This is a genomic window from Microbacterium sp. NPDC056569, from assembly GCF_042793475.1.
Taxonomy (GTDB): Bacteria; Actinomycetota; Actinomycetes; order Actinomycetales; family Microbacteriaceae; genus Microbacterium.
The window spans coordinates 23,770-38,048 of the sequence record NZ_JBHTUV010000001.1; the positions used below are offsets into that span (position 1 = coordinate 23,770).

General features: G+C 73.9%; 5 protein-coding genes and 1 pseudogene. All 6 read right to left on the minus strand.

Going from position 1 to position 14,279, the window contains the following annotated elements; all coding sequences use genetic code 11:
* Positions 1 to 77: 77 nt before the first annotated feature.
* Positions 78 to 431, minus strand: a pseudogene (locus tag ACFQ7C_RS00110) (holo-ACP synthase); the annotation flags it as partial.
* Positions 432 to 531: 100 nt separating this feature from the next.
* The gene (glmS, locus tag ACFQ7C_RS00115) at positions 532 to 2,382 is read right to left on the minus strand and encodes a glutamine--fructose-6-phosphate transaminase (isomerizing) (RefSeq protein WP_378896304.1); all 1,851 of its coding nucleotides are present in this window, start codon (positions 2,380 to 2,382) and stop codon (positions 532 to 534) included.
* Positions 2,383 to 2,437: 55 nt separating this feature from the next.
* A complete protein-coding gene (locus ACFQ7C_RS00120) occupies positions 2,438 to 4,228 on the minus strand; it encodes a hypothetical protein (protein ID WP_378896307.1) in 1,791 nt (596 codons plus the stop codon).
* A gap of 4 nt (positions 4,229 to 4,232) precedes the next feature.
* On the minus strand, positions 4,233 to 8,354 hold the full coding sequence (locus ACFQ7C_RS00125) for a hypothetical protein (RefSeq protein WP_378896310.1): 4,122 nt from the start codon (positions 8,352 to 8,354) through the stop codon (positions 4,233 to 4,235).
* Complete coding sequence (locus tag ACFQ7C_RS00130) at positions 8,347 to 11,424, minus strand: hypothetical protein (protein ID WP_378896313.1); 3,078 nt, start codon at positions 11,422 to 11,424, stop codon at positions 8,347 to 8,349. Before ACFQ7C_RS00130 ends, ACFQ7C_RS00125 begins: the two co-directional genes overlap by 8 nt.
* Positions 11,421 to 14,186, minus strand: a complete 2,766-nt coding sequence (locus tag ACFQ7C_RS00135) for a DUF6603 domain-containing protein (RefSeq protein ID WP_378896316.1) — start codon at positions 14,184 to 14,186, stop codon at positions 11,421 to 11,423. The genes ACFQ7C_RS00130 and ACFQ7C_RS00135 overlap by 4 nt, the downstream gene beginning before the upstream one ends.
* Positions 14,187 to 14,279: the final 93 nt, after the last annotated feature.

Here is a 14,279-nt window from a genome sequence, read left to right on the forward strand (position 1 = left end):
TCGCGAGACCGGGGATTCGGGCCGAGACCGGGGGCGCCGCCGTCGGTCTCGCGGAGAATCCCCTGGTTCGGCGCGCCAGGCACGGCCTCGAGGATCACGTACGCCGTCGCGAGGCCCGCGTCGTGCGAGAGCGAGAGGTGCAGGGCCGTGATGCCCCGCTCGGCGACGACATCGGCCGTCGACCCGCAGAGCGAGAACACAGGACGGCCCGATGCCTCCGACGCGATCTCGATCTCGGTCCAGTGCACGCCGTCGGAGCCGCCGAGCGCTTTGATGAGAGCCTCCTTCGCGGCGTACCGTGCGGCCTGCGAGTGCGGCTTGAGCTGCTGCTCCGCCTCTGAGAAGAGGCGCTCCAGCAGTGCCGGAGTGCGCTCGATCGTCCGCTCGAACCGAGGGATGTCGACGATGTCGACGCCGATACCGACGATCATGTGGTCCTCCTGCGTGCTGCAGCCGCAGCATCCGCCACCCTATCGCGCGGCAGCGCGACCTCCGCCTGCCGCGAAGGCCACGGCAGGCGGACGGATGCTGCTATTCGACCGTGACGGACTTCGCGAGGTTGCGGGGCTGGTCGACGTCGAGGCCCTTGGCCGTGGCGAGACCCATGGCGAAGATGTGCAGCGGCACGACGGCGAGGAGCGGTTCGAAGAACCGGCCGGCCAGCGGGATGCGGAGCACCTCGTCGGCCTTCGGCAGCACGGCCGCGTCGCCCTCTTCGGCGACCGCGATCACGCGTGCCCCGCGGGCGCGGATCTCCTCGATGCTCGAGATGACCTTCTTGTGCATCTCGGACGACCGGCGCGGCGACGGCACGATCACGAACACCGGCTGACCCGGCTCGATCAATGCGATCGGGCCGTGCTTCAGCTCACCTGCGGCGAAGCCCTCGGCATGGATGTACGCCAGCTCCTTGAGCTTGAGGGCGCCTTCGAGGGCGATCGGGAAGCCGACGTGACGGCCGAGGAAGAGCACCGAGCGGGTGTCGGCCATCCAGCCGGCGAACTGCTCGATGCGCGGCTGCTCCCGCTCCAGGATCTGCGCGATCTTGCCGGGGACCGCCTCGAGCTCGCGGACGTGGTCGGCGGCGTCGGCCGCGCTGATCGCATCGCGGACACGGCCGATGTGCAGCGCCATCAGGTAGAGCGCCGTGATCTGGGCGACGAAGGCCTTGGTCGAGGCGACCGCGACCTCGGGGCCTGCGTGGGTGTAGACGATCGCGTCGGACTCGCGCGGGATGGTGGCGCCCTGCGTGTTGCACACCGACAGCGTCTTCGCACCGTGCTCGCGCGCATACTTGACGGCCATGAGCGTGTCCATGGTCTCGCCCGACTGGCTGATCGAGACGACGAGGGTGTCGGGGCCGATCACCGGGTCGCGATAGCGGAACTCGTGGGCGAGTTCGACGTCGACGGGGATGCGGGTCCACTGCTCGATCGCGTACTTGCCGACCTGGCCCGCATAGGCGGCCGTGCCGCACGCGATCACGATGATGCGCGAGACGTCGGCGAACAGCTCGTCCAGGCCGTCGAGCTCGGGGATGACGACCTCGCCGTCGCGCACGCGTCCGCGCAGCGTGTTGGCGACGGCGTCGGGCTCCTCAGAGATCTCCTTCGCCATGAACGACGACCAGCCGCCCTTCTCGGCGGCCGAGGCGTCCCACGTGACCTCGAACGGCTCGACCTCGACGGGTTCGCCGCCGAAGTCCGTCACGGTGACTGCGCCGGGCGTGATCGCGACGATCTGGTCCTGGCCGATCGCGAGGGCGCTGCGGGTGTGCTCGACGAAGGCGGCGACGTCGGAGCCGAGGAAGTTCTCGCCGTCGCCGAGGCCGATGACGAGCGGCGAGTTGCGGCGCGCCCCCACGACGAGACCCGGCTGCTCCTCGTGCATCGCGAGAAGGGTGAACGCGCCCTCGAGGCGCGAGACGACAGCACGGAAGGCCTCCTCGAGGTCGCCCGTGCGGCGGTATTCGCGGCCGAGCAGCACCGCGGCGACCTCGGTATCGGTCTCGCTCCGGAACGTGAAGCCGTCGGAGAGGAGCTCGTCCTTGAGTTCGGCGAAGTTCTCGATGATGCCGTTGTGGATGACGGCGAGCTTGTCGTCGTCGGCGAGGTGCGGGTGGGCATTTCCGTCGGTCGGACCGCCGTGCGTCGCCCAGCGCGTGTGGCCGATCCCGGTGGTGCCGTCGGAGAGCGGATGGGCGGCGAGATCGTCGCGCAGCACCTGCAGCTTGCCGGCGCGCTTGCGCATGCCCAGCTCGCCATCGGCGTCGATCACGGCGATGCCGGCGGAGTCGTATCCGCGGTACTCGAGACGCGAGAGGCCAGCGATCAGCACGGCCTGGCTCTGCCGGGGGCCGACGTATCCGACGATTCCACACATGCGGTCAATGGTAGGCAGGCATGTTTGCGAGGGCTCCGTACGAACCGGTCCCGGTTCACTCGGGCGGCGGCGCCGGCCGGCGCGTGCGGTCGAACTCGAGCCCGCTCTCCGCCTCACCGGCGGCCGGGCGCACGCGGCGGCCGGTCCACAGGACCCACGACCCGTCGGGCCGGCGCGCGGCCTGCGGGATGCGCTGCACCCGCACCCCCTGGCGCGGCACCTCCGCCGCCAGGATCCGCCGCTGCTCCTCCTCGTCGAGCAGGCGCCCGGCGGGTTCCACGCCCTCCGCACCGCGGTCGACGTCGGCGCGTTCGAGCGTGACGCCGCGATCCGAGATCCGCGCCACGTAGGGGAACCAGTTGGTCGGGACATACGTCATGAGCTCGTACCCGAGGACCTGATCGGCGGGCTGGGCGCCGGGGTCGATCGGCGCCGGGGGCGGCGCGGGCCGCGCGGCGACGATGCGGGGGTCGCCGGAATCCGCCGGAACCGTCTGCTCGATCGCCCACACAAGATTCGCGGTCTCGTCGCGGACGAAGCGCACGTCCTCGATCGCGGCCCCCTCCAGGCGCGCCGCGATCGCGGGCGGCACGAACAGTCCGGCGAGATCGCGGCGCACCGCGTCCACCGCGCCCTCCCACGCGTGCTCGCTCGTCGAGAACATCCGCCACGTGGGCGTGAACCGCCCTGCCGGCACGGCGGGCGCCTTCTCGTCGGCGTGCCATCTGGCCCCGAAGGTGTCGCGCCACTGCACCGACGTGACACGCAGCACCCCGCCCGGCGGCGAGTCCACCGGCACGACGAGCCAGTCATCGCCGGCCACGATCGCCGCCTCCACCACGGCGAGCCGGGCGAGCTCGTGCGGATCGGCGAAGGCGGCGCCGAGGTCCATATCGGCGTCCTCGAACTCCCAGAACCGCGACACCGGCATGCCCGGAAACGACAGCTGCGAGGCGAGCAGCGCCCGGTCGATCTGCTCGGGTTCGACGCCCTCGGCGGCGGGAGGCATGCGCGAGGGATCGGAGTCGAACGTCGACCACCCGATCTCGCCCGCCCCGTGCTGCGGCGCGTGGAGCACGGCGCTCGTCGTCGCGACCGCGAACTCGTACTCGAGCCGGTCGCCGAGCCAGCTGGAGGGTGCGACCTCCCGGCCGACCTCCGCATCGAACCAGGCCAGCCAGTCGTCGACGGCGGCCTCCGCGCGCCGGCGCCGCGGGGCACCGCCACGCAGGGCGGCCGTGAACCAGGCCGGGTGCCCGGCCGCGAACTGCCGCGCCACCTCGGACGGATCGAATGCGCGACCGGCGAGCACGCCCTGCACCGCGGCCCATCCGCTCGGCGGCCTGCCGGCGGGATCCGGCACCGGCACGGGAGGCGGGCAGCGCTCGATCAGGGCGGCGACGACCGCCTTCTCGCCGAGCTCCAGAAGCGTCTCCTGCAGGGCGGCTCCCGCCGCCGCGGAGAGGCGAGCGGATGCTGCGGCCCCGACGGCACCCGCCGCTCCCTCGCCGTCGCCCCCGGCCTCGCGCTCGGCCTCGACCAGCGGCTCGAGGAGCTCTCCAGGCGCCAGCGGGAGCCAGTCCCGCCCCGGACCGAAGGGGCCAGGGTGCCACGCCACCAGCGGGTCGAACTCGGCGTGCACGTCGACGCGGATCGGCGTTCCGGTGTCCTCACCCGCGAACTCGCCGACCTGCCACTGCCGGCCGAGCATCCACAGCGGGTCCCAGACCTCGGCCATGAGCCCGACGAGCGGGTCGCCGCTGACCGGGTTGGGTTCGATCCGCGTCTCGTAGGGGCGGATGAACGTGAGCTTCGAGAACGCCTGCGCGCGGAAGATGCCGGCCATCGCGTCACCGCGCCTTCGTGTAGGTCGAGACGATGCGGTCGGCGCCGGCGAGGCCGCGCGGGTCGATGACGTTCTCGTCGATCAGCGACCAGTGCGTGACCGCGATCGCGGGCAGCAGCTCGCCGAGCCTCCCGAGGTCGCCGGGGGTCGCCAGGCGCATGAGGGCCAGCGCGCGCACCTCGTCCAGCAGGGCGATGAGGCGCGCCTCGCTCCAGGCGCCGCCCTCGGGGCTGACGCCCAGGAGCAGGGCGTGCGGGGCGCGCGCAGCCGGTGCGTCGGCGTGCACGGCGAGTCCCGTCGACACGAGCTGCCGCGGCTCGCGCTCCTCGCCGATCCGCCGCATGGCCGGGCGATGCTCGGCCCACTGGTCCACGACGAAGCCGGCGACGGCAGCCGTCGCGTCGAACCCGGGCATCCGCTCGAAGACGAGCTGCGTCGCCGCCCCCTCGGGTGCCACGCCGTCGCCGACCCAGCGGTCGGCCCCGAACACCGCGACGCCGAGCCCCATGACCCGCTCCGTCGCGACGCGCAGGGCCGAGAGGGTGCCGAACCGCGCGACGGCGGGCCGCACATGCGTCATGCGGGCGAGCCATCGCCTCACCGTCGGCAGCGCGTCCGCGTCGATGAGCGCGCCCGAAAGCGCGGGCGACGCCGGCGGGCGCAGATCGGTCACCACCGGCATGCGGCCCACGACCTCGGCGAGCGCCACGGCGGGGTCTTCGGCGGCCTGCGCGGCGGCGATGCGCGCGCGCAGCGCGGCGATCAGGCCCGACACGAACTCGGTCAGCACCTTCGGCTCGCCGCCGAGCGCACCCGGATCCGTCTCGGCCCCGAGCCCCACCTGCGCCAGGTCGTCGGCACGGCGCAGCAGCGGAGCCGTCCGCGTCGGCAGCGGCAGGTCGGCGAGGTCCTGCAGCTCCCTGATCACGGCGATGCGTCGCGCGTCGAGCGCCGCCGTCTCGGGCTCGTGGCGTGCGACGTCGTTGCCCGATCCCGCGGCCACCAGGTCGTCGGGTTCGAGCGCGCGCGCGTTCTCGAGCACGGCCCGCGCGGCCGCCGCCAGCTGCCAGGCGTCCTGCAGCGTGATGCGCTGCGCGCCCAGCTGCGCGTGCGAGTGCACGGGCGTCTCGGGCAGGCCGCCCCGGCGGCGCCGGCAGCGCTGCCAGAAGCGTTCGAGCCCCTTCTCGCTGCCGTCGGCGGCGAGCACGAAGTCCAGCGCGCTGATGTCCACGGCCGAGAGGGTGGCGGTGCCCCCGTCGGGCCGCGCCCGCAGCGCGATCCGGTCGGCTCGGCCGAGCACCGCGCGACACCAAGCCTCCCAGAACGGGTGGGCACGGGAACGGATGCTGTGCGCCCAGCCGCCCGCCGGGCCCGGCGCCGCCCCCGCCGCGGCGGAGAGCACGGCCAGTCGCTGGGTGATGCCCTGACGCTCGGCGGGCGACCGCGGCACGTCGGGCTCTTCGGGTGGCACGTCTCCCGACAGCGCGTCCATCGCCGCCGCCGCGCGGGCGGTGCTGCCCGCGGCGAGCTGGTGCACGCCCTCCGCGAGCATGAGGTCCGACACGGCGTCGGCGAGGCGCTCGAGCCGCTCGACGAGCGCGTCGACAGCCCTGATCTCGTCGTCCGACGGCAGGCTCCAGCCCTCGTACGTCTGCTCCTTCTCCAGCGCGGTCCTGAGCCCGGCGCGCTTCTGCAGCAGCACGAGCCCGTCGACGACCGCCCCGGTGAGGGCGAACGCGGCGCCCCCTGCCGACGAGGGCGGCGTCTCACGCCCGACCACGAGCGGCGCGTGCGCGCGCAGCGCGGGCACGAGCCGGTTGAGCACGGGGTCGCGCTCATGCAGCCAGCGTTCGAAGCGGTAGCCCAGCAACGCGCCGAGTTCCTGGCCCCGCGCCATTCCGCGGACGATGTCGACGGCCTCCCGCGTGCGGGTGCTGCTGAGGTCGATCTCGAACGGACCCTCGGCGCCCTCGTGCGGCGCGTGTGTGAGGCGCGCGCTGCGCAGCAGCGCGGCGGTGGCCGCGTGCGTCGGCGACGGGGCCTGGATCCACCCGACGCCGCGCGACTCGACCGGCGTGTCGGGGTCGGCCGGGCGCGGATCCAGGGTGATGTCCTCGAGCCACGCGTACGCCCCCACGGCGATCCCCCTCGGCTCGCTCTGCCGCAGGCGTGCAAGCCGCCGGGTCGCGAGCGAGGTCACCCAGGCATCCAGGCGATGGGATGCTGCGTCCAACGCGCCGGCGAGAAGCCGCTGCCGTTGCGCATCGGTGCCGATCTCGGCCACCCGGGCGATCCCCATCCGCGTGTGGTGGGCGGTGTCGAGGGCGTCGAGGTATTCGAGCAGAAGCGCGAGCAGCTCACGAGCCTGGGTGAGCAGATCCGCCCCGGGGATGCGGAACCGGTCCAGGAGCGGCGATCCTCGCACGGCGTCGACGAGACGCGCGTGCTCGAAGCGCAGCCGGTCGAGGATGTCCCTCGCGAACCGGTCGCGGGTCGCGGTGTCGATGTCGAAGAGCTCCGGGAAGACGGCGGCGATGAGCACCTCGGCGAGTCGGATCCCCTCGTCGCCGAGCCGCGGCGGCCCGCCGCGGCGCTCGGGCGCCGCGAACTGCTCCCACCAGAAGCTGAGCTGGTCGACGATCATCGAGCGGATCTCGGCGGCCTCCCTCCCCGTGGGGTCGCGGTCGAGGATCTCGAGCAGCTCCGGCCCGATGTCGAGGTGGCGCACGATCGCCGCCCGCGCGGCGCGGGCCTCGGCACGTGAGCTCTCCCCCGCGGCGGTGAGCAGCATCTGCAGCACGCTCTCCTCGCCGACGTCGCCGGTCCCCTCCACCAGCCGCGCGAGCGCGTCGGCGTCGCTGTCGTGCACGAGCGGGAGGCCGAGCATGCGGACGGCGCCGAGGTGCGGCACCTGGCGGAGTGAGCCGGGCTCGACTCCGAGGCGTTCCTCGAGGCCGCGCGTCGCGCGGCGGCGCTCCTCCTCGCTGTCGGGGTCGGTGCGGTGGATCGACCCGCCCAACGGGCCGTCGGTCCTGAGGGCGCGCCGTGCCCGGACGTTCCGGCTGGCCGGGGCGAGTCCGAGGATCCGCGGCAGGCTGTCGGCGAGGTCGCCGTCGTGGACCGAGGGCGGAAGCGGGGCCGCCGCCCACACCGGCCATGCGACCTGGGCCGCCCGGATCAGCAGCTGCTCGATCCGGTCGTCGGGCACGATCTCGGCGGTGAGGCACGTCGGCAGTACGCCGTAGGGCTGTCGCTCGATGCGGACGACGGGCAACGGGCCTTCCGGTCGCACGAACCGCTCGACGTGGTCGCGCAGATCGATCCGGTCGAACACGGTGAGCCCGCGCCGCCGGGGGCGCCAGGTGTCCCGCAGCCAGCGACCCCACGTGACGGGCCACAGCGCCATCGCCATGGCGCCGGCGAGATCGGGGTCTGCGGCGGTGCTCGGCCAGTCGCCGAACACCTCCGGATCGTCGAGGCCGAGCGCCCGGGCGAGAGCGGAGGACGCGGCATCCGATTCGTCCTTCGCCGGCGGCGTGGCGGCGCGGGCCGCCTCGGTGTTGTTCGTCGGCGTGCCGGCGCCGATCAGCTCGGTGCGTCCGTGCGCCTTCAGCGCATCGACGACGTCCCCCGCGGCATCGGCCGGCGGACCGCTTCGCGCGCCGATCACATACAGCCGGTCGATGCGCGCTCGTCCGCCGTTGAGGGTCAACGTGACCGCGAACCCGCGGTCGAGCGCGACGCGGTAGTCGGTGAGCCAGGCTGCGTCGCCTCCCGGGGCTCCGCTCGCGAGCGCGCCGAGACGCTGGGCGCCCTCTTCGAACGCGGCGTCGCCGGCGTCCTCGCCGATGTGGCCCAGCCCGAGACCCAGCTCGTCGTTGCGGTCGATCGGCGCGCCGTCCTCGTGCGAGACGTCGCCGCCCTGCACGGCGATGACGCGGAAGAAGTCCGGCATCAGCAGGGCATGCGACGCTGTGTCGTCGATCGCCACGTCGTCGGGGTAGATGCGCACGAGCAGCTCGATGCTGCCGTCGCCGGCGGCGGATTCGCGCGACTGCGTCTCGACCCGAACGGGAACCAGCAGCAGGGGAACCGAGGTGTCGAGCTCGGACCACGGGTCAGCCATCGTCGCGCTCCTTTCCGATGTCTTCGAGGAGGGTGCGCACGCGGAATCCGACCCGCGCCGGACGCTGGAACAGCGCCCAGGCGACCTTCGCGGCGGTCTCGACGGCGGGCTGCGCGGCATCCGAGACCGTCGGCACATCGGCCTCCAGGTGCGTGTCCCCGGGGGCGAGGGGCCAGTGCGCCCAGTTGAGGTCGTCGCGCTCGGGCACCCCCGCGGCCGCCGGCCCCTCGTCGAGCCCGAAGCGCGGTGCGGCGACGTGTTCGGCGAGCGTGAACCAGAAGGCCCCCGGCGGCGGCGTCACGCGGGGGTCGGAGTCGGCCGTCATGACCTTCGCCGAGGTCAGGTCGACCGCGACGAGGAGGAGGTTCGGCGACAGCGCGATGCGGAACAGCGGCGTCACCGGCGCCGGCTCGTACGTCACGACGCGGCCGTCGTCCGTGGCGGAGGCGGCGACGTTCGCGAGCACGTGGGGGAAGCGCCGCACCAGTTCCCCGCGCACGACGAACACGAGCTTGCCGGATCGCGCGTCGTCGAGGTGGGAGCCCAGGGGGCCGGTGCGCATCGCGTGGATGCCGGTCTCGAGATCCGGTTCGCGCGTCCAGAACCGGCGGAGGCTGGTCGCCCGGCCGTCGGTCGGGTACTCGCGCCACACGAGCTCCCGGGCGAATTCGTGGTTCGCCCCGACGAGGAAGGCCTCGACGAACTCGGGGTTCGTCTGCATCGCGGTGACCATGTCGGGCTCGGGGATCGCGGCCACGCCCGGCATGAGCCACTCCTGGTCGTACCGGCTCAGGGCTTCGTAGAGCGGATGCCGGAACTCGGGGGCCGCCATGACGGTGCCGAGGTCGTCGGGGTCTCTGCCGAACATCGCCGCGAAACCGGGAAGGCGGGTCGCGACGCGCCGCGGGACGGTGAGGATCGGCAGCAGCAGCCGTGGCAGGTCGAGCGCGACGAGATCCAGGCGTGGCCGCGGCGGCTCCACCGGCTCGGGCAGGTCGCCGAAGAACCCGTCGACGAGGGTCTCGACGATGCGCGGATCGTGATCGCCGAACAGCCCCCGGATCTCCTCCTCGCCCGGGCCGACCTCCAGGGGATGCGCCCCGTCGAATCCGCGACCCACGAGCGCGCTGAACACCGCCTCGAAGATCCCGTCGTTCAGCCGGCCGCTGTCGAAGTCCGGCGGGTCGTCGGGGCCCGCGCCGGTGTCGGGGAACCGCGCCACCGACAGGGCGGGCAGCTCCCACGCCGGGCGGCTGAGCGCGAGGCGCCAGCCGAACGCGAGGAGCGTCGCGGTCTCGTCGAACAGCACCTCGAGCTCGGGACCGTCCGGGAAGGCTTCGACCTCGAACGGCACCGGCAGCTCGTCGATCACCTCGCGGAGGATGGCCGTCGCCTCGTCGTCGGGAGTCAGGTGCTGCAGGAGCGACGTGTCGCCGCCCTCCTCCAGTGCGCGCATCGGCCGTCCCTCGCCCGAGGTCGGCGGCTCCGGGATCGGGAGCACCCAGTCGGCGCCGACGTCGCCGTCGGCGAGCACTCCGGCGGCGGTCAGAGCCCGCTCGTCGTCGGCGACGAAGCGGGCGGCGCGGCCGAGAGGCCGCACGAGGCGCCGCGCCACGGCGCTCGTCGCCGCCGGCGGGAGGGCGCTGCGCCCGATCTGGCCGCGCGCCGTGAGCTCCCCGGCCATGGTGCGCGCATGCGCCCGGGCGGTGGCCCCCAGCATGGCACCCGGCAGCATGCGCTCGATCGTGCGCCGATGCAGGGCGGTCGACGTGAACCGGGCGAACTGGGCGGCGCGCAGCACGGCGTCGGCCTGCCGCACGTTCGGCAGCTGCGCCCAGGCGCCGGCCATCAGGTGCTCCTGGTCCATGCGCACGACGGCCGCGCCCAGCGCGGCCGCGATGCGGTGGGCCGGGTCGAGACTGAGTTCCGGCAGCCATTCCGGCTCCGCGGCCGGCTCGGGGAGCACCTCGCGCTCGAGGTGGGCCCCGCCGTAGAGCGGCGGACCGACCTCGGGGTCGTCGGCGCCGGGACTCGGATTCACGAGCGCTCGCAGGGCGGCCGTGGCCGCAGCATCCCATCGTCCTTCGTCGCCCGGTTCCGGCTGCCCCGACGGCGTCGGAGCGATGAGCGCGCCCAGCACGCCGCGCGGCCCGTCGGCCGCCGAGGCGTCGATGCCGGCGCCGGGCTGCGACGTGTCGGTCCACCGCCGCCCCAGCCCCTCGGCAGCGGGCACCGGGACGATGTTGCGGGCGAGCTCCTCGAAGCCGAGCGCGGGGCCGGTCGCGAACTCCCACCGGTCGTACACCGGCAGCACCGCGGAATCGCCCTCGCCCCACGACCATGCGAGCGTGTCGATCGGCGGCTGTCCGAGGCCGGCGAGCCGGCCGGCTTCGAACGTGGGCACGACCAGGGCCGTCCACTGCTCGTTCGGCGTCAGCCTCCGCGGGCTCAGCAGCCGCGAGAGGTTGAGCCGCGGCGAGCCCGCGCCGAGGCTGTCAGCGAGCTGCGCGGCCGACAGCCCCTTCCCCGCGACCTGTGCGTGCGCCCACGCCCACGCCTCCTCCGGCGGGGGCAGCTCCGCGCGCGGGATCCTCTGCGACGGCGGCAGATCGGGGCCGCCGGGCGGCTGCGGCGGCTCGAGCAGGCTGCGGGTGCGCACGACCACGAGCCGCAGCCACGGGGGCAGCGTGCCCTGGCGAGGGGCCGCCGGGGTGAACATCCACGGCAGGTCGGGCGCGTCGAACTCGATGTGCACGAGGTCGCCCGTGGGGGCGTTCCCGGTCCCCGGCGCCGGGTGGCGGCGGATGATCTGCGCGGGGTCGACCGCCACGACGTCGCCGGGCCCGCGCACCCCGACCGGCTGCGACACCGTCGCGGTGCCGCCGGCGCCGTCTGCGAGCGTGAACGTCACGTCGATGACGGCCCGCGAGGCCGCGGTGGGCGAGAACTCCGGCCGACGGATGCCGGCGGCCGCGCCCGTGCGGAAGTACGGCACGAACGTGAAGCTCTCGGCCTTCACCGCCTCGGGGGCGATCGCGGCCGAGAGCGCCGTCACGTCGAGGATCTTCACGGCATCGCCACCTTCGTCATCGCGGCGAGCCCGCCCGCAGCGGATCGCGCCGACCGCACGGCATCGCTCCACGGTGCGAAGCCGTGCAGCTCGGCGCCGCTGTCGACGTCGGTCACGCGCACCTCGCTGACGGGGCGGACGCCGATCGCCCGGACCGGTTCGCCCTCGAGGTACCGGTCGGCGCTGCGCAGCGACGCCGCACCGGCGGGACCCGCGTCGAGGAGGAGTGCGGCCCACCCGGCGAACAGGAACATCCGCCGGCCGCGCTGCGGCTCGACGTCGGGCCGCTCGCGCCAGGAGTCCTCGTACGACATGGTCGCCTCGGCCGCGAACCCGACGAGCTGCGACACCGCGGTCTCGGCGCCGGCCGGGTCGACGGCGATGCCGCCCTGCCGGTCCTCGAACTCGGGCGCCGCGAGCTGCTCGTCCTTGGTGAGCTGGAGGAACTGGCCGACGGGGAACGACTGATTCACCGCGGAATGGGATGCCTCGGCCCCCGGTCCGAGCGTGACCGCACCGGTCACCGAGATCCGGCATCCGGCCGGCTCGACCTTCGCGCGGCCGTGGCGATCGAGGGTCATCTCCAGCGGGAACGCCTTCTGGCTCACCTCCACCAGACCCCACGGCTCGATGACCAGCTCTTCGGCCGCGATCGGACGGAGCCGGACGGGCACGCGCTGACGCCGGCGGTCGACGCGCTGCCAGGCGTCGCGCTCCCGCATCGCATCGCGGACGCGCTCGAGCGGGCGCACGGGCGGCGGGGCTGGATCGGGCGGCGCGCCGTCGCCGATCTCGATGGGCCCGAAGTCGAGGCTCGGGTCGGGCAGCGGCCAGGGCAGGCTCACGCGGCCGGTGCCACTCACTCGCCACGGACTCGGTCCCGCCAGGTGCAGCGAGAGCCGCACTCCCACCAGGGAGAATCCGAGCACCTCGACGTGCGCGCTCGCGGTCGCGTCGACCACGAACCCGAACGGATCGAACTGGATGATCGCGTCGAGGGTGAGCGATCCGCGCACCGCCGCGACCCCGACCGACAGTCCCAGTTCGATCGAGCCGCCGAACTGGACGGTGTTGGGCGTCAGCGCGACGTACCCCTGCAGGCGCAGCTGCAGGCCGATCGGGGGCGACATCTCCGCGCCGATGCGGCTGAGGTCGGCCAGTTCCGGGGGCTTGTGCGTGTACGTCGGGTGGAAGCCGCCGGCGCTGATCACCACGGTGCGCTCGCCCTCGAACCGGATCAGCATCCCGATGCCGCCGTACACCGAGATGAACCCGACCCGCGATGAGAAGAGCTCGGCGCGCATGAGCACGATGCCCCGGCCGATCTGCACCAGCACCGCGGCCCGCAGATCGATGATCGCGGCCTGCTCGTTCGGGATCGCCGCGCGCGCCCGCCCGAGCACGAGGATGAGCGGGTCGGGCACGGCGAGGAGGACGGCGACGTCGAGCGTCACGAGACTGACCGGGCGCCCCCAGGCGAGCCGCACCATCGGGCCGACGACGAATCCGCCGGGCTCGCTGGGGAAGACCGCCGCGAGCGTCTGCAGGATCTTGGGCGCCGCCTTGCGCACGTCGTCGGGGAAGAGCAGGCGATCCAGCACGCCGTCCTTGAGCCCGCTCGAGATCGCGGCGGGGTCGATGGTCACGCCGAGCCCCACGATGCCGCCCACCGCGTTGAGTGTGAAGAGGAACCCGAGCTCGACCGGCACCGGGAAGTGCACGGCCATCACCGCGACGAACGACAGGCCTTCGCCGGGCACCGAGCGCAGCAGCCCGAAGGCCGTGACCTTCACCGGTCCGAGGCGCAGGTCCAGCACGCCGCCGAAGCCGTCGTCCATCGACAGCAGGTATCCCGACCCCGACACCGGTCCGGCGGTCAGCGACAGGCCGATGCCGTTCGGCAGCACCGGCGTGATCGCGTCGAGGCCGCCGAACGGGGGCTGGCCCTGCAGCACGCGGTCGGCGTCGAGGGGAAGCCGGACGCCGTACCCGTCGATGCGCGCGCCGAGCACGCCCGCGATGTCGGTGGAGATCCGGCTGCGGATGAGCAGGGCGAACCGGGCGCCGTCGGGCTTGAGCGTGAGATCCAGTCCCTCCAGGTCGACCACCTTCGCGTCCAGGCGGGCCGGGAGCACGATCGGCCCGAGGGCGCCGGCACTGGTCACGCCGCGGTCGTCGACCGTGAGCTCGAGATCCACGGCGGCGCTTCCCGCGGTGCCGATCAGCAGCTTCACGACACCGGGCGCCGCGTGCCCGAGCTCGATCCGCACCTGCCGCCCGCGCACGGTCACGGCCAGACCGCCGGTTCCGAGGGTGACCACGAGCTGGATCGTGCCGACGCGCAGAAGCGACACCTGGGCGTCCTTCTTCGACCACGTGAGGTCGACGGCATCGGCGCGCGGTGTGGCCGTGGGCGCGGTCAGCCCGAGCTGGCGCACGAGGGCGCCGGGAGGCAGCTTGTTCACCGCCCGCTGCACCGTCTCCGCGCCGTTCACCCCGAGGAGCGCGGCCGCCGCGAGGAACTCCTTCACCGCCGCCCACGCGTGGCGTGCACCGCGCTCGACCTCGTTCGCGGCGAGGGCGGTGGCGGCAGCATCCGCTTCCAGGAGTCCCGCGTCGATGCGCGCCTTCACCGCCGCCGGGTCTGCCGGCAGGGCGACGCCGAGCTCCTGACGCATCTTGTCGGGTGTGTCCATGGCACGAAGGCGCGCGAGCACGTAGGCGACCGCCGCGCGCAGCAGCCGGCGGGGAAGCTCGTCCATCCTGACCTCCAGCGGTCACGGCGACGGAACGCGAGGAACTGCAGGCGTGCGAAGCACGACCGGCGCGGAGATCGGCCCGCGGCGGCGCGAGAG